Origin of the sequence: Streptomyces sp. A2-16 (assembly GCF_018128905.1) — a bacterium.
In the GTDB taxonomy this organism is placed as follows: Bacteria; Actinomycetota; Actinomycetes; order Streptomycetales; family Streptomycetaceae; genus Streptomyces.
In genome coordinates this window covers 7,011,695-7,037,650 of record NZ_CP063808.1, presented here as the reverse complement: position 1 = coordinate 7,037,650, position 25,956 = coordinate 7,011,695, and the positions used below count along the sequence as shown (strand labels likewise).

Genomic DNA, 25,956 nt, shown 5'->3' with positions numbered 1-25,956 from the left:
TCGGTCAGGGCGGACCGGAGCCGTTCAGCCAGAAGGCGCCGTACAGGGCGGAGGCGGTGGCGATCGACCCCAGAATCACGGCTGACCTGCGGGTCCTTGCGCGGGAGAGGGCCAGGGCGAGGGGGAGCAGCAGCGGGAAGGCGGGCATCAGCAGGCGCGGTTTCGAGCCGAAGTAGCTCGACGCGCACAGGGCCAGCGCGGTGACGACACCCGCGTACACCAGGAGGGGCAGCGGCTGGCCCTGCCGCACACAGGTGACGTACAGCCACACCACGAGGCCGACGCCGACGATCAGCCCGATCCCGGCCAGGGCCGCCGGGAACGACGTGAACTTGTCGCCGACGAAACGGGCGAAGGCGTACCCGCCGTCGAATCCGTTGCGCCAGCCGGCCTGGACGTCGAGGTAGCCGAGCGGACCCTTGCCGGTGCGGTGGCCGACCCACAGGACGTAGCCGGCGGCACCGAGGGGGGCGACGGCCATGCCCAGGGCGCGACGGGTGGCCGCGCGGAGGACCAGGGGGCTGCCGGTGCGCGGGGGGCGCGTCGACCCTTCCGCACCGCCAACGCCTGGCGTGTGGCCGTCCGTACCGTCGACGCCTGGCGTGTGGCCGTCCGTACCGTCGACGCCCGCCTTGTGCCCGGCCGCATCGCCGCCATCCGCTGTGTGCCCGGCCGCGGACGGCGTTTCGCCCGTGGGTGTGTGCTCGGCGACTCGGGCGCCGTCGGCGTCGGCCGGGTTCGGGATCCGCACGGAAGGGCCGGGGCGGGGGGAGCCCTGGGCGTGGGCGGCCCGGGTGGTGCCGTGCGGATTCGTGGCGGGGGTGGGGAGGCTCGGGTCGTGGGCGGTCGGGGTGGCTCCGAGTGGAGTTTCGAGCGGATCGGTGTCGGGGGCGGGGGAGCTCGGTTCCCGGGCGGGGTGGGGGGTCTCGGGCGGATTCGTGGCAGCGCCGGGGGCGGGGGTTCGTGGCGCGCGGGGGAGTGGGGGCGCCGCTTTCGCGGACGACGTGGGGTCCGGGTCCGTCGGCTTTCGTGCGGCCCGGGTGCTCAGGTCCTCGGGGGGTGCGGTTCGCGAGGGTCGTCCTGCGGGCGCGGCCGCGAGGCTTGCCCGGCGCTGGCGGTCCCGCAGGAACGCGGTGATCGCCGCGGCCCACACCGCCGCCACCACCGCCAGCCCCACCGGGCGGGTCAGGCCCGCCAGTGCGGCCAGCAGGCCCGCTGTCAGCCAGCGGCCGGTGAGCACCGCGTACAGCGACCAGGCCGCCAGCGCCGTGAACAGTGACTCGCTGTACGCCATCGACTGGACGATCCCGACGGGCAGGACGGCCCACAGCAGGACCGCGCAGACCCCCGCCCGGCGGCCGTACACATGATCCGCCACGGCGAAGACGCCCCAGGCCGCGGCCAACGAGGCGAGCAGGGAGATCACGAAGCCCGCGTCGGCGTACGACAGCGGGGTCGGCGCGGACAGCAGCCTCTCCAGCCAGGGCAGGAGCGGGAAGAAGGCCAGGTTCGAGTGGACGTCGCCGTTCGGCAGCCGCACCTCGTAGCCGTACCCGAGTTCCGCGACCCTCGTGTACCAGAGGGCGTCCCAACGCGCGGTCAGGAGGGTGTACGCGCTCTTGTCGCGCGCGGCGCTCCACAGGGCCAGTGCGAGAAGGCCCAGGGCGCGCACGGCCGCGTAGCCGAGCAGCGCCGGGGCGGCTCGGCGCAGGGCCGGTGCGGTGCGCGTTCCAAGATCGGTCACGGGCCGATTATCGACCGCCCTCGCAAGGCGCCCGACCGTCGGGGCGTGACGACAGGCAGGGAAAGTGGCGTACGCCACACGTGTTCAGTCCGAAGTCTGAGAGGTCCGCCACTGGGCCGACGCGCGAACTCGCGTACGCTGACGTGTCACCCGCCGTTCGCTGCGCGGGCCGGAGACAACCGCTCCTCTCCGGCCGAGATCATGGGGAGTCCCCACCCCATGTGCCCGCCGAACGCGAGGGAACATCTGGGAGGTACGTACATGTCCGGGACGACCACGGCCGCTGCGATGCTGCGCCGTCGGGCGGCCGGGGCCGGTGCAAACCGCTGGGTCGTCCTCGTCGTCCTCTGCGTCAGCCTGCTCCTGGTCGCCCTCGACGCGACGGTGCTGCACGTGGCGGTGCCCGCTGTCACCGAGGACCTGAAGCCCGGCGCGATAGAGCTGCTCTGGATCGTCGACGTCTATCCGCTCGTCTGCGCCTCGCTCCTCATCCTGTTCGGCACGCTCGGTGACCGCGTGGGCCGCAGACGGGTTCTCCTTCTCGGCTACGGCCTGTTCGGCGTCGCCTCCGCTCTCGCCGCCCTCGCGGACACCGCCCAGGTGCTGATCCTGGCGCGTGCCTTGCTCGGCGTCGGCGGCGCGATGATCATGCCCGCGACGCTGTCGATCCTCCGCCAGGTCTTCCCCGACCGGCGTGAGCGGGCGCTGGCGATCGGCATCTGGAGCGCGGTCGCCGCGGTCGGAGCCGCGGTCGGTCCGCTGCTCGGCGGCTTCCTCCTGGAGCACTTCTGGTGGGGCTCGGTCTTCCTCGTCAACATCCCGTTGATGCTGGTCAGCCTGCCCGTGGGCCGGCTGCTGCTGCCCGAGTCGAAGGGCAGCGGGGACGGTCCCTGGGACGTGGTCGGCGCGCTGATGGCCGCCGCCGGCCTGTTCGCCCTCGTGCTCGGCGTGAAGCGGCTGGGCGGCGGCGATCTCGACGCCTTCACCGCGATCCCCCTGGTCGTGGGCGCGGCACTGCTCGTCCTGTTCGTACGGCGGCAGCGGCGGCTCACGCATCCCCTGGTGGATCTGCGGATGTTCGCACGCCCCGCCTTCAGCACCTCGGTCGGCTGCATCGTCCTGGCGATGCTCGCCCTGGTGGGGCTGGAACTGATCGCGGCGCAGTATCTCCAGCTGGTCCTCGACCTCTCCCCGCTGGAGACCGGGCTGCGGCTGCTGCCACTGACGATCGCCGCCATGGCCGCGGGGCTCGCCGGGGCACGTCTGCTGCGCCGGTTCGGACCGCGCCGGATGGTCAGCGCCGGGTTCTGCCTCACGGCCGTGGCCGTCCTGCTGCTCACCGCGATGGGCGACGCGGACAACACGGGCCTGCTGGTGTTCGGTTTCGTGCTGCTCGGGTTCGGTCTCGAGACGACGCTCTTCGGGGCGTACGAGTCGATGCTCAGCGAGGCACCGCCGGAGCAGGCGGGCGGGGCCGCGGCGATCGGCGAGACCTCCTACCAGCTCGGTGCGGGCATCGGGATCGCGCTGCTCGGCAGTGTGATGAACGCCGCGTACACACCCGGCCTCTCGCGGGTGCCCGGTGTCCCGGACGCGGCGTCCAGGTCGGCCGGACACTCCCTCGGCGAGGCCTACGAGGTCGCCGCCCGCCTCGGCGGACCCGCCGGTGTGGCCCTGCGCCGGGCCGCCCGGGACTCCTTCGTGCACGGGCTGCACGTGACCTTGCTGGTGAGTGCGGGCTTGCTGCTGCTGGGCGCGGTGATGGCGCTGCGGCTGCCGCGCACCATGCAGTGCGGTGAGGCCCCGGCCGCGGTGGAGCTTCCTGCGCCGCGGGAGGTCGCTCAGTCGCGCGTGTCGGCCTGACGGCGTCTGGCTGTGCGCGGGACCGCGTTGTACCGTCGGCCACGGAAACTTAATTAGCGTTGCTAGTTTCGAGCCGCTCGCCCGCCGGAGGATGTGCCATGCCCCCGTTCGACCCCGCCGACCCCCTCGGCATCGACGACCTGCTGGAGCCGGAGGACCTCGCGATCCGCGAGACCGTGCGGACCTGGGCCGCCGACCGGGTCCTGCCGAACGTCGCCGACTGGTACGAGAAGGGCGAGCTGCCGGGGATCAGGGAACTCGCCCGTGAACTCGGGGAGATCGGCGCCCTCGGGATGTCGCTCAGCGGGTACGGCTGTGCCGGGGCCTCCGCCGTGCAGTACGGGCTCGCCTGCCTGGAGCTGGAGGCCGCCGACTCCGGGATCCGCTCCCTCGTCTCGGTGCAGGGCTCCCTCGCGATGTACGCGATTCACCGCTTCGGCAGCGAGGAGCAGAAGCAGACCTGGCTGCCCCGCATGGCCGCCGGTGAGGTCATCGGCTGCTTCGGGCTGACCGAGCCGGACCACGGTTCCGACCCGGGCTCCATGCGGACGTACGCCAAGAAGGACGGCACGGACTGGGTCCTCAACGGGCGCAAGATGTGGATCACCAACGGGTCGGTCGCCGGGGTCGCCGTCGTGTGGGCGCAGACCGACGAAGGGATCCGCGGGTTCGTGGTGCCGGCCGGCACGCCGGGTTTCTCGGCGCCGGAGATCAAGCACAAGTGGTCGCTGCGGGCCAGCGTCACCAGTGAGCTGGTCCTGGACGACGTACGGCTGCCCGCCGACGCGGTGCTGCCTGAGGTCGTCGGGCTCAAGGGGCCGCTGAGCTGTCTCTCGCACGCCCGGTACGGGATTGTGTGGGGCGCGATGGGCGCGGCACGGTCGTGCTTCGAGACCGCCGTCGACTACGCGAAGACACGGGAACAGTTCGGACGGCCGATCGGGGGCTTCCAGCTCACCCAGGCCAAACTCGCCGACATGGCGGTCGAACTGCACAAGGGGATTCTGCTCGCCCACCACCTGGGGCGACGCATGGACGCCGGCCGCCTGCGTCCCGAGCAGGTCAGCTTCGGCAAGCTCAACAACGTCCGCGAGGCCATCGAGATCTGCCGTACGGCGCGGACGATCCTCGGCGCCAACGGGATCTCCCTCGAGTACCCCGTGATGCGGCACGCGACGAACCTCGAGTCGGTGCTGACGTACGAGGGCACCGTCGAGATGCACCAGCTGGTGCTGGGCAAGGCGCTCACCGGACTGGACGCCTTCCGGTAAGAGCCTGCGCGGGGCAGGGCCGGCGAGCGGCCCTGCCTCAGCTCTGGTTGAAGAAGCCGTCCGTGCGGTGCGCGGCCGGATCGCCGTTCACGATCTCCGTGTTGGCGGGGGTCAGCAGGAACACCCGGGTGGACACGCGCTCGATGGAACCGCGCAGTCCGAAGATCAGCCCGGCCGCGAAGTCGACGACGCGCTTGGCGTCGGAGGCCTCCATCGCGGTGAGGTTCATGATGACGGGAACGCCCTCACGGAAGAGTTCGCCGATGGCGCGGGCGTCCCGGAAGCTGTCCGGAGTCACCGTGCCGATCCGGCGGCCCTTCTCCTCGGCGACGTCCGAGGCCACCTTGACCCGGGGGTCGGTGACCCAGGCATCCCCGGGCTCGGTCCCTTCGGAGTATCCGTCGTCGTCGTAGTAACGCTCGTCATCGTTGTCGTCAACGAGGCCCAGCCAGGCACTCGCCTTGCGCACCGATCCCATGGACGCCTCCTCTCACAGCGGTCTCTCTTGCTTCTGTATCCCTATGGTCATCCATGATGCGGATCGCGCGCCAAGTGGATAGCCGCCGCGCGGGGGGTTTGTGACGGTACTGGTGCACAGCGAATACGTCGAGAGCCCAGGTACCCCAAGGGTCGTTTCCCATACGGCTGCTGACTGTGAGTGAAATATGATTCTTCACGGCGTATGGGTGAGGGCTGGGACGTACGGGTGAACGGACGGCCGGACGAAACCGCTGCTCAACGACGTGCCGGCCACGGCGAATCGCCATGGCCGGAATCGCCGGGGCCGCGCTGTCGGCGGCTCGGGGAAAGTTTTCTAAGGATGTGTCACTTCCGGGGGCGAGATCCGGGACTTCGCTATCGCCGAGTCCGTCGTCCCCCACTTCTTCAGGATGCGGGCGTAGGAGCCGTCCTCGACGAGGTCGTTCACCGCCGCCTGGAAGGCCTTGGCGAGCGGGGTGCCCTTCTTGAACGCGAAACCGACGTCCAGGCGGTGGTACTCGTTGAGGAACTTCACGCCCTGCTGGTGGGCCACCGCGTAACGCAGGCCGTTGATCGTGGACATCACGACGTCGCTGCGGCCCTGTTGGAGCGAGGACCAGATGGCGCCCTGCTCGCTGTAGGTCTGCACCTTGTACGGCTTCCTGCACAGGTGCTTGTTGTCCTCCAGCGTGGCTTCGAAGGTCGTGCCCGCGCCCGTCGCCACGTTCAGACCGCACAACTGGGTCAGGTCCGTGACCTTGGTGAGCTTGCTGTCGGAGCGGGTGGCGAAACCCTGGCCGTCGTTGATGTAGGTGACGAAGTCGATCGTCCTGCGGCGCTCGTCGGTCACACCGAAGTTGCCCACACCGAGGTCGTACTTGCCGCTGTCCAGGGCCGGCAGGATCGCCTCGAAGCTCGCCTGCTCGGTCTTCAGCCCGATGCCGAGGACCTTGGCGACCGCGTTCGCGAAGTCCACGTCCTGGCCGGCCAGGGTCCTGCCGTCGTCCAGGATCGAGGTGCCCGGCGGCTGGCCGGAGACGCTGACGGCGAGGGTCAGGCTCGTGGTACCGGGCGGCAGCAGCCCGGCCGCCGTGTCGTCCTTCCTGATCGAGGACACGACGTCGGTGGTGGGAACGGCGTCGGACCGGGCCGCGGCGGTGGTGGCGTCGTCGGTGCCGGAACCGCACGCGGTCAGGAGCAGGGTGCCCGCGGTGATGAGGGCGAAGGGGGCGATCAGTGTGTTTCGGGCATGCGTGAGTGTGCGCACGGTGAAGCGGTCTCCTGGAGACGGGAAACGCCGGGTGAGGGGAGGGCGCGTGTGAAGGCGAGGAAGGAGAACGCGAAAGGCGCCCCGCGAAGGCGGGGCGCGCAGTGGGTCAGCTCAACAGGAAGAGGACCACACGCGACCGAAGTCGATGTGGGAGCGCTTGACCAGCCACTGCTGTGGATGCATGGGGCAAGTGGAACAGGCATCCGGTGTGGCGTCAACCGAGTTGAGACGTACGGCTCACAGTGTGGACGGCCTTGACAGCGAGGGGAAACGCACCCGTAGTCTCGAAAGGCGGCCCTGCTGAGGGGCTCGGCCGCATCCGTGTGAAGGCACCCGTCCGAGTTCGACAATCCCCCACTCCCGACCTCGCTCGAGTGGGTGGGGCCCCCACTCGCCACGGAGCCCTCGCATGTCCTCCGACACCCTCGCCGAAGCCCCCGCCGCCCCCGGCATACCCGAGCACGCGGATTCCCTGCGGATCGTCCCGCGGCGCCGCCCGGGCCAGTGGACCGCCGCCGTCGCCGTTCTCGCCCTGCTCGCGCTCGCGGTCAACTCCGTCCTGCGCAACGACGCGTTCCAGTGGGACGTCGTCGCGGACTACTTCACCACCGACGCGGTGCTGCGCGGCCTGTGGCTCACGCTCTGGCTGACCGCGGTGGTCATGGTGCTCGGCTTCGTGCTGGGCGCGCTGCTCGCGGCGGCCCGGATGTCCGCCAACCCCGTCCTCAGAAGCGTCAGTTGGGGGTACGTCTGGCTGTTCCGGTCGATCCCGATCCTGGTGCAGCTGCTGCTCTGGTTCAACATCGGGGCGCTGTACCCGCACATCCTCGGGGTGCGGACGGTCGACCTGCTCGGCCCGGTCACCGTCGCGGTCATCGGCCTGACCCTGCACGAGGCCGCCTACGCCGCCGAGGTGGTGCGCGGCGGCATCCTGTCCGTCGACCGTGGGCAGATCGAGGCCGCCGAGGCGCTCGGCCTGAGCCGGTGGCGGCGCTGGTGGCGGATCGTGCTGCCGCAGGCGATGCGCTCCATCGTGCCCCCGGCCGGGAACATGCTGATCGGCACCCTCAAGGGCACCTCCATCGTCAGTGTGATCGCCGTGCAGGACCTGCTCTACTCCGTGCAGCTCGTCTACCACCGCACCTACCAGGTCATTCCGCTGCTGATGGTCGCCACCGTCTGGTACACCGTCGTCACCTCGGTGCTCGGCATCGGTCAGCACTACGTGGAGAAGCACTACGCCCGCGGTGCGGAGCGCACCCGATGAGGCGCTCGCTGGTGATCGTCGGAGCCGGGCCGCGGGGGACCGGTCTGATCGAGCGGATCGCCGCCAACGCGCCCGAGCTGTACGACGGTTCGGGACTGGACCTGCACCTGGTCGATCCGCACCCGCCCGGCGCCGGACGCATCTGGCGCGAGGCCCAGTCGCCGCTGCTGTGGATGAACTCGCACGCCGAGGACGTCACCATGTTCACCGACGAGACGGTGGCCATGGACGGACCCGTGCGCCCCGGCCCCACCCTGCACGAGTGGGCCGGCATCGAAGGACGCACCTTCGCGGACCGGCAGCTGCAGGGCGCGTACCTGCGCTGGGTGCACGAGCGGGCGGTGGCCGCGCTGCCCCCGTCCGTGTCCGTCCACCACCATCCGCGCCGCGCCCTGCGGGTGAGCGGACCGCGCGAGGGGCGCCAGCAGGTGTGGCTGGAAGGCCGCTCGCGCCCGCTCCTCGCCGACCTGGTCGTCCTCGCCCTGGGCCACCTCGACGCCGAACTCGACGACGAGCAGAGGGGCTTGGCGGCGTACGCCCGCACCCACGACCTCGTCCACCTGCCACCCGACTTCACCGCCGACAGCGACCTGTCCGCGCTCGCACCCGGCGAACCGGTCCTGGTCCGAGGGTTCGGCCTCGCCTTCGTCGACCTGATGGCGCTGCTCACCGAGGGCCGGGGCGGCCGGTACGACGGGGACACCTACCTCCCCTCCGGGCGCGAGCCGGTCCTCCACGTCGGATCGCGGCGCGGAGTGCCGTACCACTCGAAGATCGGCTACGACTGGACCGGCGAGCGGCCGCCGCTGCCCCGCTTCCTGGGGCCGGACCGGATCGACGAACTGCTCGCCCGCCCCGGGGGGTTCGCCTTCGGGCGGGACGTGTGGCCGCTGGTGGAGAAGGAACTCGGGTTCGCCCACTACCACCGGCTGTTCACCGTGCATCCGGAGCGGACCGCGATGTCCTGGGCCGACTTCGAGGAGAAGTACGCGGCCGTCGAGGACCTCGTCGAACGGGAGACCCTGGTGGCCTCCGCCGTGCCCGACCCCCGGGACCGGCTCGACCTCGCCCGGCTCGACCGGCCGCTGGAGGGCGTGCGGTACGCGACGCACGAGGAGTTCCAGGAGGGACTGCGGGAGTATGTCGAGGCCGACCTGAGCCGTCGTCATGATCCTCGGTACAGCCCGGACCTGGCCGTGTTCCTCGGACTGCTCTCCGTCTACGGACAGTTGGTCCGGCTGGGGGACATCGGCGGACGGTGGCACGGCTTCTTCAGCTATCTCGCCTCCGGGCCGCCCGGCCCCCGGCTGCGGCAGCTGCTCGCGCTGTCCCGGGCCGGAGTGCTCAGGTTCGTCGGGGCGGACATGGAAGTCCGCGCCGAGGACGGGGTGTTCCGGGCGTCGAGCCCCACCGTGCCGGGCCACTCGGTCGAGGCACGGGCGCTGGTCGAGGCCCGGCTGCCCGAACCGACCGTCCGGCGGGCCCTCGATCCGCTGCTGCGTGAGCTGTACGCCGAGGGGGCCGCCGAGAGCCCGGACGGGCTGCTGCGCGTGGACCGCGCCGACGGGCGGGTCCTGGACCGGTCGGGCCGGCCGCACCCACGGCGCTTCGCGCTCGGCCCGCACACCGACGGCCGTACGCCCGGCGCCTTCACCCGGCCGCGCACCGGCGGGCCCGCCTTCCGGCAGAACGACGCGACCGCACGGGCCGCGCTGCGGTTCCTCGGGGAGCTCGCCGGTCGTGCCGCCGCCTGAGTCACCCGCAGAACAGGGGAGTTCAGCGATGAGTGCCATGGTCGACATCAGGTCGGTCCACAAGAGCTTCGGCCCACTGGAGGTGCTCAAGGGCATTGACCTCAGGGTCGGCGCCGGCGAGGTCACCGTGGTCCTCGGTCCCTCCGGCTCCGGCAAGTCGACACTGCTGCGGACCGTCAACCACCTGGAGAAGGTGGACAAGGGCGTGATCAGCGTGGACGGGGAACTGGTCGGGTACCGGCGCTCCGGCGACAAGCTGTACGAGCTGCCCGAGCGCGAGGTGCTCAGACAGCGCACCCGGATCGGCTTCGTCTTCCAGAACTTCCACCTGTTCCCGCATCTCACCGTGCTGGACAACGTCGTCGAGGCCCCGGTGTCGGTGCTGAAGCAGCCCCGGAAGGAGGCCGTCGAGGCGGCCCGGCGGCTCCTCGGTCGGGTGGGACTCGCCGACAAGGCGGACGCCCATCCGAGGCACCTCTCCGGCGGGCAGCAGCAACGGGTGGCGATCGCGCGGGCGTTGGCGCTGGAACCCCGGCTGCTGCTCTTCGACGAACCGACCTCCGCGCTCGACCCCGAGCTGGTGGGCGAGGTCCTCGACGTCATCAGGGACCTGGCCCGCCGGGGCACCACGATGATCGTCGTCACGCACGAGATCGGTTTCGCCCGCGAGGTCGCCGACACCGTCGTGTTCATGGACGACGGGCGGATCGTCGAACAGGGTCCACCGGCGCAGGTGCTGGACGACCCGCGCCACGAACGCACGCGGTCCTTTCTCTCGAGGGTGCTGTGATGCTGCATCTGTCCGCCGCCGTCGACCAGCAGTCCGCCTACGACGCCGCCTCCTACGTCACCCTCGCACGGCTGGCCGAGCGCGGCGGGCTCGACTTCGTGACGCTGGACGACACCTTCGCCCGGCCCGGCCCCGACGCGCTCGCCGTGCTGTCCCGGGTCGCGCCGGCCACCCGCCGGATCGGCCTGGTGCCCACCGTCACGACCACCCACACCGAGCCCTTCCACGTCCAGGCTGCCGTCGCGGCCCTCGACTGGGTCAGCCGGGGCCGGGCCGGCTGGCGGATCGACGTCTCGGCCACCGAGGGCGAGGCCCGCCTCTTCGGCCGCCGTCACGCGGCCCCGGCGGACGCCCTGTGGCAGGAGGCGGGCGAAGTCGCCGACGTGGCCGCGAGGTTGTGGGACAGCGGGGAGGAGGTCGCCGGACCACCGGGCGCGACCACCGGCCGCCTCGTCGACGGGGGCAGGCCGCACCCCGTCGACTTCCAGGGCACGTCCTTCTCGGTCAGGGGCCCCTCGACCGTGCCCCGGCCCCCGCAGGGCCACCCGGTCCGCGTGATCGACGCCACCGACGGACCCGCCCGCAGGACCGCAGCCCGGTACGCGGACGTGGCCCTCGTCCGCGCCACGAGTGCCGCGCAGGCCGCCGCCGTACGGGAGCAACTGCGTGCCGCGGCGGCGGAGTTCGGGCGCGACCCCGACGGACTGCGGGTACTCGCCGGTCTCCTGGTCGACCTCGGGGACGGCGAGCACGCGGCGCAGCGGGGGCACGGTGGAGGCGGCCCCCGCCCGTCCGCGCAGGGTCCGGTGTACCGGGGCGGACCCGTCGACCTCGCGGAACTGATCGCCACCTGGCACGGCGAGGGCGTCGTCGACGGCTTCCACCTCACACCCGCCGAACCGCTGCGCGACCTGGAACGGCTCGTCAACGGCACGGTCGCGCTGCTCCAGCACCGCGGACTGTTCCGCACCTTCTACCCGGGCAGCACACTCCGGGAGCACCTGGACCTCGCCAGACCCGGCAACCGGTACGCCCTGACCGGGGAGCGCCATGAGCCGTAGGCAGATGCATCTGGCCGCGCGGCTCCCGGGCGTCGACGACACCACCGGCGCCGGTCCGCGGTCGAGGATCGGGTTCTCGTCCTTCGAGGAGGTGGCGGGGACGGCCGAGCGGGGTCTGTTCGACTTCGTCCTCCTCGCCCACGAGTCGCTCGCCGTGCTCGGCGCGCTCGCCGCCGTCACCGAGCGGCTCGGGCTCGCGGCCGCCGTCGGCACGACCTTCAACGAGCCGTACGAACTCGCCCGCCGACTCGCCACGTTGGACCATGTGAGCGGGGGCCGGGTCGCCTGGAACGTGGTGCCCTCCTCCGATGCCCCGGCCGGGGAGAACTTCCGGCGCGGCGGCTTCCTGGACCGGGCCGACCGCTACCCCCGTGCCGCCGAGTTCCTGGAGACGGCACGGGAGCTGTGGGACTCCTGGACGGCGGACGGGGTCCCGCGCCCGTTCGCGCACCGCGGGCGGCACTTCGACATCGCGGGGGAGTTCACCGTGCCGCGCTCGCCGCAGGGGCACCCGGTCGTCATCCAGGCCGGGGACGGCGACGAGGGGCGGGAGTTCGCCGCCTCAGCCGCCGATGTGGTCCTCACCCGGCAGCGCCCACTGGAGGACGGGCGTGCCTTCTACGCCGATGTGAAGCGCCGCCTCGCCGCGTACGGGCGGGCGCCCGACGACCTGAAGATCATGCTCGGTGTCGGTGTCGTCCTCGCGGACACCGACGCCGAGGCACGGGAGAGGGCCGCAGGGATCCGACGGGGCGTCGACCTGCCCTCCCGGGACGACGGCCTCGGCGCCCCCCATCCCGGCCTCGACCAGGTGGCCGACCCGGCGCTCGCCCAGGGGCGGCCCCGGCGCGGCGGCACGGTCGCGGTCGCCGGGGAGCCGTCCCTCCGGCAGACCCTCGTCGAGGCGGGCGGGCCGCAGGCCTTCGTCGGCACCCCGGAGGAGGTGGCCACCGAGCTCGACGCGTTCGTGCGGTGCGGGGCCGCCGACGGCTTCCTCCTCGACCCCCGTCTCACCCCGGGCGGGCTCGACGAGTTCGTGGACAAGGTGGTCCCGCTGCTCCAGGAACGCGGCGCCTTCCGCACGCGGTACCAGGGCACCACCCTGCGCTCGCACCTCGGACTCCCCGACCCCGTGGGGAGCGGCTGACGCCAAGGGCGCGGGGTGGGGAGCCGACTCGGCGGGGGGCGGTTTTCGGCGATACGGCGAGCGCGGACGGAAACCACCGATTCCGGTTCCCGTGACCGTCCGCGGCGGACGCCGACGGCCGTAGGACGGTCGGCTCCGACCGGCGGCCGCCGACGCCCTGCGCCCTCGCCGACCACCGCATCTGCCCCTTCCCGGCGCCCCGGGCCACTCTCGGCGTCACTTCGGTGACGAGGAGAAGGGACGGGATCCAGGGGCTGTGCGTTCCCTCCGAATGACAAAGGTCTTTCAAAGGTTGACGGCCGAAAGGCGCCCTTGCGCCGACCGTCCGTTCGGCCGAATACTCCCCCTCAGCGCTTGTCAGGAGCACGGCGTGTTCGAAAACCGGACACCCGGGCCGCTGACTGCGCCTCACGGGCCCCGACCCCACGCGGGCCCCCGAATTCCCCTGGGAGGGAACGAAACGTGAGGATCAAGCGCACCAACCCCCGCAGTGGCATTGCGAGACGGACCCGGCTGATCGCCGGTACCACCGGCCTCGTGGCCGCGGCCGCGATCGCGGTCCCCAGCGCGAACGCGACCGCTGCGACCCCGTTCAGCACGGCCGAACTCAAGAGCGCCAGCAGCTCGGTGCTCAAGGCCGACATCCCGGGCACCGCCTGGGCTGTCGACAGCAAGACCAACCGTGTCGTCGTCACCGTCGACAGCACGGTCTCGCAGGCCGAGATCGCCAAGATCAAGCAGCAGGCGGGCAGCAACGCCGACGCGCTCACGATCAAGCGGACCCCGGGCAAGTTCAACAAGCTGATCTCCGGCGGCGACGCCATCTATGCGAGTAGCTGGCGCTGCTCCCTCGGCTTCAACGTCCGCAGCGGCAGCACCTACTACTTCCTGACCGCCGGTCACTGCACCGACGGCGCGGGCACCTGGTGGTCGAACTCGGGCCACACGACCACCCTCGGTTCGACGGCCGGGTCCAGCTTCCCGACCAACGACTACGGCCTCGTCCGGTACTCGTCGAGCTACCCGACCTCGTCCATCTCCGGCACCGTCGGCAGCGTCGACATCACCAGCGCCGCGACCCCGAGCGTGGGCACCACGGTCAACCGCCGCGGCTCCACCACCGGCACCCACAGCGGCCGGGTCACCGCGCTCAACGCGACCGTGAACTACGGCGGCGGCGACGTCGTCTACGGCATGATCCAGACCACGGTCTGCGCCGAGCCCGGCGACTCCGGCGGCCCGCTCTACGGCAGCAACGGTGTCGCCTACGGTCTGACCTCCGGCGGCAGCGGCAACTGCTCCTCCGGCGGCACGACCTTCTTCCAGCCGGTCACCGAGGCCCTGAGCGCCTACGGCGTCAGCGTCTTCTAGCCCCGGCAACGCCATATCGCAGCCTGCACCAGGCGAGCCCCCGTACGCGTCCGTCGTACGGGGGCTCGCCGTCATCACGGCGTGGCACGTTCCGGTGGTGCGCAGAGCCAGTCCAGTACGGCCGGCAGGGCCTCGAGGGCTCCGAAGCGGCCGGCGTCCTTCTGGAGGACGGGACGGACGCGGGGGACGCGGTCCGCCAGCCATGTGAAGTGGCCGACCGGGGAGAACGTGTCCTGGGCGCCGTGCCACAGCAGGACGGGCCGGGTGACGGCCGCCGGGTCGAAGCCCCAGTTGCTGAGCAGGGCGAGACGGTCGTCGAGCCAGCCGTACGACGAACCGCGCACCGCCTCCCGATAGCCGCGCAGCAGCTCGCCGGACCCCGGGCCGGAGAGGATCCGCCGGTCGGCGTCGGTGAGGCCGTCGCGGACGGAGACGAGCAGCTGGGCGGGGTCGCGACGGATGTCGGCGGCGCGGGCGGCGAGGGCCTCGGAGAAGGCGAGCGGGTCGGTGAGCGCCAGGGTGAACTCCTCGACCTGGGAGGCGGTCATGCCCTCGAACCAGCTCAGCTCCCTCGCGTCCGGGGGCGCGGGTGACGCCAGCACCGCCGCCCGCCGCACTCGGGAGGGCAGCAGCGCGGCGCAGGCCAGGGCGTGCGGGGCGCCGCCGGAGAGGCCGAGCACCGAGAAGCGGCCGAGCCCGAGAGCGCCGGCCAGCTCCGCCACGTCCCGGGCGGCGTCGGCCACGCGGCGTCCGGGCAGCCGGTCCGAATCGCCGTAGCCGGGGCGGTCGTAGCCGAGGAACCGGATGTGCGGGTGCGCGGTCACGACGTCCGGGGGTACGACGCCGAAGCGACAGCCCGGGGTGTCGTGCAGCAGTACCACCGGCGTGCCGTCCGGGTCGCCGTACTCCTCGACCGTCAGCCGGCGGCCGTCCTGCGTCCTGATGCCCTGGACCACCTGTGTCCTCCGTCTCCCCTTGGTGTACACGGCGGAGTTACCGTCGAAGTACACACCTTGAGCGCCTGGTTCGGACCCTGGGGGTCGCGATGGTCGAGGAGCTGGTGGCAGCGGGCGTGACGCTCGTGTCCGCCGGAGCGGTGTACGTGATGGCGGCCGCGCGGGTCGTCAAGCAGTACGAACGGGGCGTGGTCTTCCGCCTCGGAAAGCTGCGGCCGGAAGTGCGGGGGCCGGGGTTCACGATGATCGTTCCGGGCGTTGACAAGCTCCGGAAGGTCAACATGCAGATCGTGACGATGCCGGTGCCGGGGCAGGAGGGCATCACCCGGGACAACGTCACCGTGCGGGTGGACGCCGTCGTCTACTTCAAGGTGACCTCGCCCGCCGAGGCGGTCGTCCGGGTCGAGGACTACCGGTTCGCGGTCGCGCAGATGGCGCAGACCTCGCTGCGGTCGATCATCGGCAAGAGCGAACTGGACGATCTGCTGTCCAACCGCGAAAAGCTCAACCAGGGACTGGAGTTGATGATCGACAGTCCCGCGGTGGAGTGGGGGGTCACGATCGACCGGGTCGAGATCAAGGACGTCTCCCTGCCCGAGACCATGAAGCGGTCCATGGCCCGGCAGGCCGAGGCGGACCGGGAGCGGCGGGCCCGGGTCATCAACGCGGACGCGGAACTCCAGGCGTCGAAGAAGCTGGCCGAGGCGGCCAAGGAGATGTCCGAGCAGCCGGCCGCGCTGCAACTGCGCTTGCTGCAGACGGTGGTGGCGGTGGCGGCGGAGAAGAACTCGACGCTGGTGCTGCCGTTCCCCGTCGAGCTGCTGCGGTTCCTGGAGCGGGCGCAGCAGGGGGTGGGGGCGCCGGCGCCGCAGCAACCGGTGCAGGAGCAACGCGCGTCTCTTGAGCCCCGGTCGGATCCGGACCCCGAGGGGTCGAATTCAGGACAGGACTAGACCTCACAGGCTGCATGGGGGTTACTCGCTCGTAGTGTTTGCAGCGTGAACGGCCTGGGGTGACCGTGGACTGTCAAAAGTGGCGAGGGCGCACAACCGCGTTCTACGCGCGTCCGGAAGTCACCCTTGTGCGCCCCCTGGGGGGTTCGGAAGAGTAAGCGCTCGTCAACCAGCCTTCCGGCCCGCGAGATCCCCACAATCTCCCGGGCCGACCCCCCACAGGAGGACACGAGTTGAAGCACCGACGCATACCCAGGCGACGGATCGTCGTGGCAGGTGCGGGCATCACCGCACTGGTCGCCGCAGGAGTCACCTTGCAGACTGCGAACGCCAGCGAGACGCCGGCCTCGCCCGAAGTCAAGACCCTCTCGGCCCTCGCGGCCGGAAAGCTCGCCTCGACGCTCGGGGCGGAACTCGGTACGGACGCGGCAGGGACGTTCTACGACGCGAAGACCAAGAGTCTTGTGGTGAACGTCCTTGACGAGGACGCGGCACGGACCGTGTCGGCGGCCGGGGCCTCGGCGAGAATCGTCTCCAACTCCCTCGCCGAGCTGAAGAGCGCGCGGACGACGCTGTCGAGCGACGCGACCATCCCGGGGACGTCCTGGGTGACCGACCCCACCACCAACAAGGTCGTCGTCACCGCCGACCGCACGGTCTCCGACGCTGAGTGGGCCAAGCTCACCAAGGTGGTCGACGGTCTGGGCTCGGTGGCCGAACTCCAGCGCACCAAGGGGGAGTTCAAGCCCTTCATCGCGGGCGGTGACGCGATCAGCGGCTCCGGCGGGCGGTGCTCGCTCGGGTTCAACGTGGTGAAGGGCGGGGAGCCGTACTTCCTCACCGCCGGGCACTGCACCGAGGCGATCTCGACGTGGTCGGACTCCAGCGGCAAGCAGATCGGCACCAACGAGGTGTCGAGCTTCCCGGACAACGACTACGGCCTGGTGAAGTACACGGCCGAGGTCGACCACCCCAGTGAGGTGGACCTCTACAACGGGTCCGCGCAGGCGATCACGGGAGCGGCCTCGGCGACCGTCGGCCAGTCGGTGACGCGGAGCGGGTCCACCACCCAGGTGCACTCCGGGAAGGTCACCGGCCTGGACGCGACGGTGAACTACGGCAACGGCGACATCGTGAACGGGCTGATCCAGACCGACGTGTGCGCGGAGCCGGGGGACAGCGGCGGTTCGCTGTTCTCGGGGAGCAGCGCGATCGGGCTGACGTCCGGTGGCAGCGGTGACTGCACCTCCGGTGGGGAGACGTTCTTCCAGCCGGTGACGGAGGCGCTGTCGGCGACGGGTGCGTCGATCGGCTGACGGTCGGTCCGGTGGTGCGCGGAGCCCCGTCCCCTTGTGGGGGCGGGGCTTTCTTGCGTCGGGTCGCGCCGGGGCGGGCCTCCGCATCTCCCGCCATCGTTATCCGTTCGAGACCTCAAGTTGCTCACGCTGCGCTTGGGGCGGCCGTTACATTTGCGGTCCCTGGGGCGCCAACTTCCTTTTGACCACTGGAAGTTGATCTCCCAGGAGGTTGCTTCACAGCCGACCGTTTCGGGGGAAACGCCGTGCAGAAGATCCAGTTGACCTATTGGTGGAACGGGCACGAGCCCGGTGACGTCGTGGACGTGGACGACCTGGCCGCGCGGGAACTGCTCGGTGTGATCGCACGGCCCGCGGAGGGCATCGAGGACGCCGAAGACTCCGCAGACTCCGATGAGTGAGCCGTACATCACCTTCCCGGACGTGGAGCAGCTGGTCGTCGACCTGCTGAAGGACCGCAGCGAGCTGGCGGGCGTCGTCGTCGACGTCGCGCCGCCCCCGGGGTTCGACGGCTCGCAGCGCGCCGTACTGGTCTCCCGGATGGGCGGCGCCTGGGCGGAGGACCCGCGGCTCGACAATCCGCTGGTCGACCTGGAGGCGTACGGCCCCTCCAAGGCCGCGGCCCACACCGTCTCCCTCGTGGCCCGTTCCCTGATGCTCCAGCTCAGAGGCGTGCGCTACGGCGGGGCGACCGTCGTGGACGTCGTCGAGGAGGACGGGCCGCGCTGGCTGCCCGACTACCGGCACGGCAGTGCCAACCGCTATGTCTCGACCACCCGGCTGGTGGTCCGCCCGGCCTGAACGGCCGTATCACCGGCGCGACTTCGCCGTACTCCCACAGCAGCACATCATGTCCAACTCCCAGCAAGGAGCAGTGATGGCCGGAACGAACGCCAAGGAGATCCGGGTCGCGGGCAGTGGCCGTGTCCTCATCGCCCCGCTCGCCACCGCACCGCCCGCCGACACCGCCGCAGCGTGGGGTGCCGGCTGGAAGGACCTCGGGTACACCACCACCGACGGGGTCAAGATCTCCAAGAAGGACAAGCTGGACCCCGTGGACACCTGGCAGAGCGTCAGCTCGGCGAGGTTCGTCTACTCCGACCGCGATCTCAGCTTCAAGTTCCAGCTGCTGCAGCTGAACGAGGACACCCTGCCGTTCTTCTTCGGCGGCGGGCAGGTGAAGGAGACGGCGACCGGGTCCGGCCTCTACAAGTACGAGCTGGCGGCCGAGCCGAAGTTCGACGAGCGGATGCTCGGGCTGGAGTTCACCGACGGCGACGAGGTCAAGTACCGCATGATCGTCGCCCGTGGCCAGGTGACCGAGACGGAGGAGCTCGCCCTCGTGCGGACCGCCCCCGTGAAGCTCGGTGTCACCTTCACCGCGCTGGCCACGGTGGACGGTGCCCCGCTGGCGACCTTCCTGATGAAGGACCCGAGCTTCAGCGCGGCCTGATCCCTCTGTCCCGTCCCGTAGCAAGGAGTTCCACCGACATGGCCCCCTTCAACGTCAACGCCGCCCGTGCCCAGCGCCTCGAAGCAGTCGGAAAGGACTGGGAGTTCGAGGTGGACGGGGATGTGTTCCGGCTGCCCACCGAGTTCCCGCGCGGTATCGCCAAGCAGATCGCCGCGCTGGACGACAACGACATCGACGGGCTGCTGGCGCTGCTGCTCGGAGCGGAGCAGTTCGAGCGCTTCTGCAAGTACGACACGAGTGTCCAGGACGTCTCCGCGATTCTGGAGGCGTACGGCAACGACACGGGGATGTCGTTGGGGGAAGGCTGAGCCTCGGCGCGCTGGTCGACGAGCACGCCGAGGCTCTGGAGGCGGATCTGCTCCGCCATTACGGGGTCGACCTCCTCGACTGGCACCGGGGGCGCCTCTCCTCGCGCCGCCTGCGGGTCCTCGTCGAACACCTCCCCTCGGACTCGTCCTACGCCCGGGCGGTCCACGGCGAACAGGCGGACTGGACGGTCACGGACCATCTGCTCGCCGCGGCCGTCGACCATCTCGCCGTAGCCAACTGGATGTTCGCGACGGTCCACCGGGACGAGGACGCGGAACCGGCGGAGTATCCGGAGGCGGTGCCGCGGCCAGGGGACGGCGCGACGGAGGGTTCTGCGCAGGGAACTCGGCCTCCTGCGGCGGAGCAGGGGGCTTCCGCAGCGGAGATCGTCGCGTTCCTGAGCACGCCGACATGAGAGGAGCCGACGCGTGGGTGACGACCTCAAAGCGGACGTCGCGAACCTGACATCGAGGGTCCAGGACCTGGAGAACGTCGGGACACCGGCGTTCGCTGCACAGTTCAAGGAGCAGCTCAAGGAAGTTTCGAACGTCCCGGAGTTCAAGAGTGCGGTCCAGGCCGAGATCTCCTCCTGGAAGGCGGGGCAGGACGTCGAACACTACGGCGGCCACGAGAACATCCTCGCCAAGACCGAGACCGTGGGTGGAAAGGCCGAGGCCACCGGAGGGAAGGCCGAGGCCACCTTCGCCCAACTCGGCGTGTATGGATACCAGGCCGAGTTCGGTCTGTTCAAGCATGAATTCAGTTTGACCAAGCTCTGGGAGGACCGCGCTCAGGAGAAGCGGGACCGGAAGATCGACGAGCAGCTGGCGGAGCTGAAACGGATCGACGGCACGCAGAGGGCGTCGATCAAGACGGTCCGAGAGAGGATCGACGCCGCGTTCAAGACGGCCAAGGACGCCGCTCGCCAAGGCGACCGGGAGCTGAAGGAACAGATCGCGGCCTTTCGCAAGGGCCTGGGCGCTGCCGAGCGGACGGCCAACAAGGCGGAGCAGCGCGGCACCAAGGCCCAGGCCCTCGCCAAGGAGTCCGGCAGTGTCAGCCGGGCCGCGCGCACCAAGGCGAACGGCGCCGAGCGCAAGGCCCAAAACGCCCTCACTCAGGTCAGTGAGGTGCGCAAGCAGGCCCGCACCAGAACGAACGAGGTGGAGCGGAAAAGCAGAGACGCTCTCCGTCAGGTCGACACATTGCGCAACAAGGTCGAAAAGGGAATGCAGCAGGTTCGTGCGCTGGAGAGCGGAGCCAAGAGCGCAGGCCAGGCCGTCAAGGGCCTGCGGAACGACCTCAACGCGCTTGAGCGCGACCTGCGGCGATAACGGCACACACGACAGCGACGGAGTCAACCCACCATGCAGACGTCACTCGTATCGGTCACCCGGGCGCTGAACCAGATGCGATCCGCGGCCACCAGCACCGGCGGTGCCGTCACTCGTATGCGGACCGCCGTCACCGGGGCCAGCAGTTCGGTCGATCGGCTCAAGAACTCGGCCACTCAGGCAAGCACCGCCACCGGTCGGCTGCGGAGCTCCGCCACTCAGGCGAGCGCAGGGCTCAACCAGGTGCGGACCGCCGCTACCCGGGCCGCCGCCGATGTGCAGCGGGCCGGACGGAGTGCGGCGTCCGGGGGTGGTCTCTTCTCCCGGTTAAGTCAGGGACTGCGTACCGCCACCACCGCCCAGCGCGGGCTCAACACCGCCATGAAGGCCAACATCCTCGGTGCCATCCTCGCCCTCGTCATGCCGCTCATCACCAAGCTCATCGACATGGCGATGCAGTCCAAGACCGTGCAGGCCGTCATGCAGGCGGCGTTCAAGATCATTGGGCAGGTGGTGGGGACGGTCATGAAGGGGGCGTCGGTCGCCATCAACTGGCTGATCGACGCCGGGAAGAACGTCGTGAACTGGCTGAAGGCCAACTGGCCACTGCTCGTCGCCATTCTCACCGGACCCGTCGGGATCGCCGTGCTCGCGATCGTCAAGCACTGGGATCGGATCAAGGACGCGGTCGGGTCGGTGCGGGACTGGATCGTCGACAAATGGAATGCCGTTGTCGATTTTCTGCGGGGGGTGCCCGGAAAGATCTGGGGCTTCTTCGCCGAACTGCCCGACAAACTCATGCACTTGGGCGGCGACCTCGTCATGGGCCTCATCAACGGCATCAAGAACTCGGCCTCCGCCCTCCTCAACACGGTGAAGAACTTCATCGTCAACACCATTCCCGGGCCCATCCGCAGCATCCTCGGGATCTCCTCCCCGTCCAAGGTGATGATGGGCTTCGGCGGAGACATCGGTGAAGGGCTTGCCATCGGAATGGAGGGCGCCGGAAACCGGGTCGCGGGCGCCGCCGGTCGGCTTGCCACCGCCACCGCGCGCAGCGTGATCGGACCCGGTTACAGCCTCGCCGGAGTCGCCGCCGGGGCATCGGCAAGGACCGGAGCCGCCGCCGCGAGCGGGCCCGTCACCGTCAACGTGCACCCCCGCCCCGGACAGTCCGAGTACGAGATCGGCCGGATCACCGCCCGCGAACTCGCCTGGGCGGCCAAGCGATGAGCGGCCGCCAGCTCCAGCAGCCGGTGTTCGAGGTGGACGGCTGGGCCGGGAACACCGTCGACGACGACGGCGTCGAGTGGTGGGTCACCAGCGAACAGGGCTGGGCCGCCACCCCGCCCGTCCGGCTCACCCTGACCGACCGTCCCGAGCGGCACGGCGCGTTCGACGCCCCCTCCTACCGGGGCCCCCGCGTGATCACCCTGGAGGGCATGGCCATCGCCCCCGAACGGGCCGTACGGGAAGAGGCGAAGGACCGGCTGGCCGCCGTACTCGCCGACGGCAGCGCGCTGTTGCCGCTCGTCGTCACCGAACCGCACCGCGTACGGCGGGCGTTGGTCCGGCTCACCGCCGAGACGAAGATCGCCGACCGCAAGTCCGGGGTGTTCGAGTTCTCCCTGACCATGACCGCCCCGGACCCCTTGCGGTACTCGTACGGCCTGAACACCAGCACCTGTCCGCTGCCTTCCTCCAGCGGCGGAGTCTCCTTCCCGCTCTCCTTCCCCCTGGACTTCGGGTCCGGTTCCTCCGGGGGCCGGCTGCTGCTGGAGAACAAGGGCACCGTGCCCACCTGGCCGGTCTGGCGGATCAGCGGACCCTGCGTCCAGCCGGTGATCAGCAACACCGCGACCGGTGAGGAGCTCGCCTTCGAACTCACCCTCCAGGAAGGCGAGTTCCTGGTCGTCGACACCGACGCGCGGTCGGTCCTGCTCCAGGGGACGGCCTCCCGGCGGGCCACCCTGCTGCCCGGTTCGGACTGGTTCCCGCTGCCGCCGGGCGCGACCCCCGTACTCTTCCGCGCCCGCGACTACGCCTCGGCCGCCCGGCTGACCGCGGAGTGGCGGGACGCCTGGCTCTGAACCCCGCCCACCCTCAGCTACCAGAAGGAACGCACCCGCATGGCTGACTTCGAGCGCGACTCCGGATGGCTCTCCGGCGGTGTCGTCGACGCCGACGACGCCCGGCTCGCCACCGGCGTGTTCGCTTCGGCGGCGACCGACTCCACCAACCCGATCGCGGCCCGCACGGGCATCAAGCCCGGCCCCGGCAACCCCGGCAGCGTCGACGCGGAGGCGACCCCCTCCCGCTATGTGAGGGTCCAGCCCTTCCAGGGGGTCGTCCAGGGCACTCGTACGCCGACCGCGGGCGCGTATCTGATCACGCTCGGCCAGCAGAAGACCCTCGACGTGCTCACCGCGGCCCCGGCCCACTCGTCGTACGCCCGGATCGTCCTCGTCGTGGCCCGGCAGACCGACCGGCAGTACGGCGACGCGAGCGACGGCATGGTGGTGCAGGTGGAGGCCGGGGCGCCCGCGCCGACACCGGCCGCGCCGAGGCTCACCGGCGACTTCCTGCCGCTCGCCCAGATCACCGTGCGGCCGAACGCGGGGTCCGTCACCCAGGCGGACATCAAGGATCTGCGGGTGTTCACCGCGGCCACGGGCGGAGTACTGCCGTTGCAGAGCTACGAGTCGCTCCCGGCCGAGGGCTACGCCGGACAGCGGCTGTACGACCTCGAGACCGGCCTCGACCTGGTCCGTACGGGCACGGCCTGGCGCCCCGCGGCCACGGGGGCGGTGGAGTTCTTCGGGCCGGCGGACGCGGGCTGGCCGCAGATCAGCGGCTCGGCCGGAGCCACCGGCTACACCTTCAACCAGGTCACCGTGCCCCCGGCGCCGTACCCCCGAATGCTGCTGATCACAGGGCAGATGTACGCGGTGACCTCGGGCCCCGACGAGCGGTGGGACCACGTGGTGCGCAAGCCGGACGGAACGGCCTTGTCCCTTGCCTGTTTCCACGGCGGTCCCTCGAGGATCACCACCAGCGTCGCCCAGGGGCATCACCTGCTGCCCGCCGCGACACAGCTGGTGCTGACGCAGTACGTCGCCCGGGGTGGCGGCATGACGACCGGTACCTGCAGCGTGGGCTCAGCCGCCGCGCTCTACACCGGCCTGCGTGTGATCGCGTTCCCCGTCCCGTGACCTCCCGATCGGAAGAGGCATCCCCATGAGCACGCCCACCCCAGAACGCGACTCCGGCTGGATCTCCGGCGGAGTCGTCGACGCCGAGGACGCCCGGCTGGCCACGGGCGTGTTCGCCGCGCCCGGCCCGAGCCCGGTCCAGGCCCGCAGCGGCATCCGGCCCGCCACCGGGGACCCCGGCCGGGTCCAGGCCACCGCCACCGTCTCCGGCAAGGTCACCGTCGCCCCCTTCCAGGGCGTGATCCAGGGGACCCGGGCCAGCGCGACCGGCGCCTACCTCGTCACCCTCGGCCAGCAGAAGACCCTCGACGTCCTCGGCACGAACCCCGCCGACTCCAGCAACCCGCGCAACGACCTCGTCATCGCCCGGCAGCGCGACGCGCAGTACGGCGACGCCACCACCGGCATGACCGTGGAACTCGTGAAGGGAACCGCCGCCGCCACCCCCGTCGACCCCGCGGTGACCGGCGACTTCATCCCGCTCGCCCGGATCAGGGTCGCGAAGAACGCCTCGTCCGTCACCGTCCCCGACATCGACGACCTGCGCCTGTGGACCGCGGCGGCCGGTGGCATTCTGCGGGTCGGGGGCGAGAGCGGCCGGCCCGCGTACCCGTACGCCGGGATGTACATCCACCGCTCGGACAGCAACCACCTGGAGTGGTACGACGGTTCGGGGAACTGGCGGGCGGTCAACAACGACACCGGCTGGGCCACGCTCTCCTTTCCCGCCAGTTGGACCGTGTACAACAACGAGCCACCGGCCGTGCGCAGGGTCGGCGCGGTCGCCTACCTGCGCGGCGCGATCATCACCAGTGTCGCCCAATCGGCCAACCCCACGACCCTCATGACCCTCCCGGCCGCCTTCCGCCCGACCGCACGGCACCACTGGTACTTGGTGCTCGGCAGCACCCGGACGGGCGTGGAGGGCATAGTCGACCCCGACGGCAGCGTGAACCTCTACCCGCAGACCACCGCCCTGCCCGCCGGTCAGCTGGTCTACATCAACACCACCTGGCTGGTGGGCTAGTGGCCGGCCGACCGACCCGCTACACCTACTACACCGCCGACCTGGCCACCGGCGTCATCACCGACGAACTCCCGCTGTACGACGTCACGTTCAGCACCGAGCTCAACGAAGCCGGCGAGTTCCGGGCCCGGTTGCCCCTCGGTGACCCGAGGATCACCGTCCACCGGCCCCGCGAACTCACCGAACCGGGACGCGCCGCCCTCTACGTCGAGCGGGACGGCGTGCTGGTGTGGGGCGGGCTGGTGTGGACCGTCAAGTACACCTCCGCCGACCAGCACCTGGAGATCGGCGCGGCCGGTTTCCTCTCCTACTTCGACCACCGGCGCGTCCTGCCCGCGGCCTTCGACCCGGCCGGCACCGGCGACCTGGCCTCCGTCTCCGTCCCCTTCACCGACCGCGACCAGTCCGACATCGCCCGCGAACTCGTCGCCGTCGCGCAGGAGCACCCCGACGGCGACATCCGGGTGCGCCCCGAGTCCGGCGCCCTTTCCGGCATCACCCGCACCCTGGTCTACCCCGGCAGCGACCTCAAGAGCACCGGCGAGGCCCTGCGCGAGCTGGCGAGTCTGGAGAACGGTCCCGACTTCGTCTTCGACATGGCGTACGGCAGCGACGGCCGTCCGGTGCGCCGACTCCGCGTCGGCACCCCGCAGCTCGGCAGGCAGGGCACCCCGCACGTGTGGGAGTACGGTGCCAACCTCATCGGCTACACCTGGCCCGCCGACGGCGCCTCCACCGCGACCCGGGTCTTCGCCCTCGGGGAGCAGGGCGAGAGCGGCCAGCTCGTCGCGGTCGTCGAGGCCGGCGGCACCGGACGCCCGCTCACCGAGACCGAGGTCTCCTACGTCCATCTCACCGACGTGGACCTCCTGCGCTCCCAGGCCCGCTCGGCGCTCGCCGCCGTCTCCGCCCCGGTCGTCCTGCCCGAGCTGACCGTGCGCGCCGACCTGGAACCCGTCCTCGGCTCCTATCAGGTCGGCGACGACGCCCTGGTCGTCATCAAGGACGTGTTCTTTCCCGAGGGCACCGAGTTCGGCGTCCGGATCACCGGGATCGAGGTCACCCCGGGCAACGACGCGGGCGAGGAGCAGGTCCAGCTGACCGTCACTCCCGTCACCGGCACCCCATGAACCCAAGGAGCATCCGATGACCAGGATCAACCGCCCCGACACCCTCCTCACCGAGCTCCGCGACATCAAACGCCGCCTGCACGCCCTGGAGACCGCGCAGCGCGCGACGGCCCCGGGCGCCCGTTCGGCCGCCGCGGCCGAGCCCCTCGCCGAGGAATCCACCGAGACCGACACATCAGGGTCCGAATAGCTCGTTTTCGCAGGTGGGAGGTGACTCGAACGTCATC

General features: G+C 70.9%; 26 protein-coding genes. 22 read left to right on the top strand and 4 right to left on the bottom strand.

Going from position 1 to position 25,956, the window contains the following annotated elements:
- Positions 1 to 4: 4 nt before the first annotated feature.
- Positions 5 to 1,744: a mannosyltransferase family protein gene (locus tag IOD14_RS44565; RefSeq protein WP_249126112.1), complete on the bottom strand. Its 1,740-nt coding sequence runs from the start codon at positions 1,742 to 1,744 to the stop codon at positions 5 to 7.
- A 261-nt stretch (positions 1,745 to 2,005) separates the two neighbouring features.
- Here IOD14_RS44565 and IOD14_RS31605 point away from each other — a divergent pair, with 261 nt between their 5' ends.
- Together IOD14_RS31605 and IOD14_RS31600 are read left to right on the top strand one after the other, a co-directional pair.
- The gene (locus IOD14_RS31605; protein WP_123988215.1) at positions 2,006 to 3,607 is read left to right on the top strand and encodes an MFS transporter; all 1,602 of its coding nucleotides are present in this window, start codon (positions 2,006 to 2,008) and stop codon (positions 3,605 to 3,607) included.
- A 98-nt stretch (positions 3,608 to 3,705) separates the two neighbouring features.
- On the top strand, positions 3,706 to 4,878 hold the full coding sequence (locus tag IOD14_RS31600) for an acyl-CoA dehydrogenase family protein (RefSeq protein ID WP_212672149.1): 1,173 nt from the start codon (positions 3,706 to 3,708) through the stop codon (positions 4,876 to 4,878).
- 37 nt (positions 4,879 to 4,915) lie between these two features.
- Here IOD14_RS31600 and IOD14_RS31595 read toward each other — a convergent pair whose 3' ends face one another.
- Positions 4,916 to 5,356 carry a cell division protein SepF gene (locus IOD14_RS31595; RefSeq protein ID WP_123988213.1) on the bottom strand — a complete coding sequence of 147 codons (441 nt, stop codon included), beginning with the start codon at positions 5,354 to 5,356 and terminating at the stop codon, positions 4,916 to 4,918.
- A gap of 336 nt (positions 5,357 to 5,692) precedes the next feature.
- Positions 5,693 to 6,625 carry an ABC transporter substrate-binding protein gene (locus tag IOD14_RS31590; RefSeq protein WP_123988212.1) on the bottom strand — a complete coding sequence of 311 codons (933 nt, stop codon included), beginning with the start codon at positions 6,623 to 6,625 and terminating at the stop codon, positions 5,693 to 5,695.
- Positions 6,626 to 7,037: 412 nt separating this feature from the next.
- Here IOD14_RS31590 and IOD14_RS31585 point away from each other — a divergent pair, with 412 nt between their 5' ends.
- The 6 genes from IOD14_RS31585 (at position 7,038) to IOD14_RS31560 (ending at position 14,018) form a co-directional block, all read left to right on the top strand.
- Positions 7,038 to 7,895: an amino acid ABC transporter permease gene (locus tag IOD14_RS31585; protein ID WP_212672148.1), complete on the top strand. Its 858-nt coding sequence runs from the start codon at positions 7,038 to 7,040 to the stop codon at positions 7,893 to 7,895.
- A complete protein-coding gene (locus IOD14_RS31580; RefSeq protein ID WP_212672147.1) occupies positions 7,892 to 9,649 on the top strand; it encodes an FAD/NAD(P)-binding protein in 1,758 nt (585 codons plus the stop codon). Before IOD14_RS31585 ends, IOD14_RS31580 begins: the two co-directional genes overlap by 4 nt.
- Before the next feature lie 28 nt (positions 9,650 to 9,677).
- Positions 9,678 to 10,439: an amino acid ABC transporter ATP-binding protein gene (locus IOD14_RS31575; protein WP_282959529.1), complete on the top strand. Its 762-nt coding sequence runs from the start codon at positions 9,678 to 9,680 to the stop codon at positions 10,437 to 10,439.
- Positions 10,439 to 11,500 (top strand): LLM class flavin-dependent oxidoreductase, encoded by a 1,062-nt coding sequence (locus IOD14_RS31570; RefSeq protein WP_212672146.1) that lies wholly within the window; start codon positions 10,439 to 10,441, stop codon positions 11,498 to 11,500. Before IOD14_RS31575 ends, IOD14_RS31570 begins: the two co-directional genes overlap by 1 nt.
- Positions 11,501 to 11,504: 4 nt before the next feature.
- Positions 11,505 to 12,647: an NtaA/DmoA family FMN-dependent monooxygenase gene (locus IOD14_RS31565; protein WP_212673437.1), complete on the top strand. Its 1,143-nt coding sequence runs from the start codon at positions 11,505 to 11,507 to the stop codon at positions 12,645 to 12,647.
- A 462-nt stretch (positions 12,648 to 13,109) separates the two neighbouring features.
- The gene (locus IOD14_RS31560) at positions 13,110 to 14,018 is read left to right on the top strand and encodes a S1 family peptidase (RefSeq protein ID WP_123988207.1); all 909 of its coding nucleotides are present in this window, start codon (positions 13,110 to 13,112) and stop codon (positions 14,016 to 14,018) included.
- A gap of 74 nt (positions 14,019 to 14,092) precedes the next feature.
- Here IOD14_RS31560 and IOD14_RS31555 read toward each other — a convergent pair whose 3' ends face one another.
- A complete protein-coding gene (locus tag IOD14_RS31555) occupies positions 14,093 to 14,974 on the bottom strand; it encodes an alpha/beta hydrolase (RefSeq protein WP_212672145.1) in 882 nt (293 codons plus the stop codon).
- An 89-nt stretch (positions 14,975 to 15,063) separates the two neighbouring features.
- Here IOD14_RS31555 and IOD14_RS31550 point away from each other — a divergent pair, with 89 nt between their 5' ends.
- The 14 genes from IOD14_RS31550 to IOD14_RS31490 all read left to right on the top strand — a co-directional run bounded on the left by IOD14_RS31550 (position 15,064) and on the right by IOD14_RS31490 (position 25,919).
- Positions 15,064 to 15,927: a slipin family protein gene (locus IOD14_RS31550; protein ID WP_123988205.1), complete on the top strand. Its 864-nt coding sequence runs from the start codon at positions 15,064 to 15,066 to the stop codon at positions 15,925 to 15,927.
- Positions 15,928 to 16,160: 233 nt separating this feature from the next.
- Positions 16,161 to 17,243: a S1 family peptidase gene (locus IOD14_RS31545; protein WP_123988204.1), complete on the top strand. Its 1,083-nt coding sequence runs from the start codon at positions 16,161 to 16,163 to the stop codon at positions 17,241 to 17,243.
- A 245-nt stretch (positions 17,244 to 17,488) separates the two neighbouring features.
- On the top strand, positions 17,489 to 17,644 hold the full coding sequence (locus tag IOD14_RS31540; protein ID WP_212672144.1) for a hypothetical protein: 156 nt from the start codon (positions 17,489 to 17,491) through the stop codon (positions 17,642 to 17,644).
- Positions 17,637 to 18,044: a hypothetical protein gene (locus IOD14_RS31535; RefSeq protein ID WP_212672143.1), complete on the top strand. Its 408-nt coding sequence runs from the start codon at positions 17,637 to 17,639 to the stop codon at positions 18,042 to 18,044. The genes IOD14_RS31540 and IOD14_RS31535 overlap by 8 nt, the downstream gene beginning before the upstream one ends.
- Before the next feature lie 76 nt (positions 18,045 to 18,120).
- A complete protein-coding gene (locus IOD14_RS31530; RefSeq protein WP_123988202.1) occupies positions 18,121 to 18,696 on the top strand; it encodes a phage tail protein in 576 nt (191 codons plus the stop codon).
- Positions 18,697 to 18,734: 38 nt separating this feature from the next.
- On the top strand, positions 18,735 to 19,025 hold the full coding sequence (locus IOD14_RS31525) for a hypothetical protein (protein ID WP_123988201.1): 291 nt from the start codon (positions 18,735 to 18,737) through the stop codon (positions 19,023 to 19,025).
- Positions 19,026 to 19,072: 47 nt separating this feature from the next.
- Positions 19,073 to 19,441 carry a DUF5361 domain-containing protein gene (locus IOD14_RS44560; protein ID WP_249126310.1) on the top strand — a complete coding sequence of 123 codons (369 nt, stop codon included), beginning with the start codon at positions 19,073 to 19,075 and terminating at the stop codon, positions 19,439 to 19,441.
- A 13-nt stretch (positions 19,442 to 19,454) separates the two neighbouring features.
- Entirely contained in the window at positions 19,455 to 20,360 is a 906-nt protein-coding gene (locus IOD14_RS31520; RefSeq protein ID WP_212672142.1) for a hypothetical protein, read from the top strand.
- Between the two features lie 33 nt (positions 20,361 to 20,393).
- Positions 20,394 to 21,593, top strand: coding sequence for a hypothetical protein (locus IOD14_RS31515; RefSeq protein WP_212672141.1), 1,200 nt, complete (start codon positions 20,394 to 20,396; stop codon positions 21,591 to 21,593).
- Positions 21,590 to 22,450 (top strand): phage tail domain-containing protein, encoded by an 861-nt coding sequence (locus IOD14_RS31510; RefSeq protein ID WP_123988199.1) that lies wholly within the window; start codon positions 21,590 to 21,592, stop codon positions 22,448 to 22,450. Before IOD14_RS31515 ends, IOD14_RS31510 begins: the two co-directional genes overlap by 4 nt.
- A 39-nt stretch (positions 22,451 to 22,489) precedes the next feature.
- Complete coding sequence (locus IOD14_RS31505) at positions 22,490 to 23,572, top strand: hypothetical protein (RefSeq protein WP_212672140.1); 1,083 nt, start codon at positions 22,490 to 22,492, stop codon at positions 23,570 to 23,572.
- Positions 23,573 to 23,597: 25 nt separating this feature from the next.
- Entirely contained in the window at positions 23,598 to 24,599 is a 1,002-nt protein-coding gene (locus IOD14_RS31500; protein ID WP_212672139.1) for a hypothetical protein, read from the top strand.
- Positions 24,599 to 25,729, top strand: a complete 1,131-nt coding sequence (locus IOD14_RS31495) for a hypothetical protein (RefSeq protein WP_212672138.1) — start codon at positions 24,599 to 24,601, stop codon at positions 25,727 to 25,729. Before IOD14_RS31500 ends, IOD14_RS31495 begins: the two co-directional genes overlap by 1 nt.
- A 16-nt stretch (positions 25,730 to 25,745) precedes the next feature.
- Positions 25,746 to 25,919 carry a hypothetical protein gene (locus IOD14_RS31490; RefSeq protein WP_174269083.1) on the top strand — a complete coding sequence of 58 codons (174 nt, stop codon included), beginning with the start codon at positions 25,746 to 25,748 and terminating at the stop codon, positions 25,917 to 25,919.
- Positions 25,920 to 25,956 lie beyond the last annotated feature (37 nt).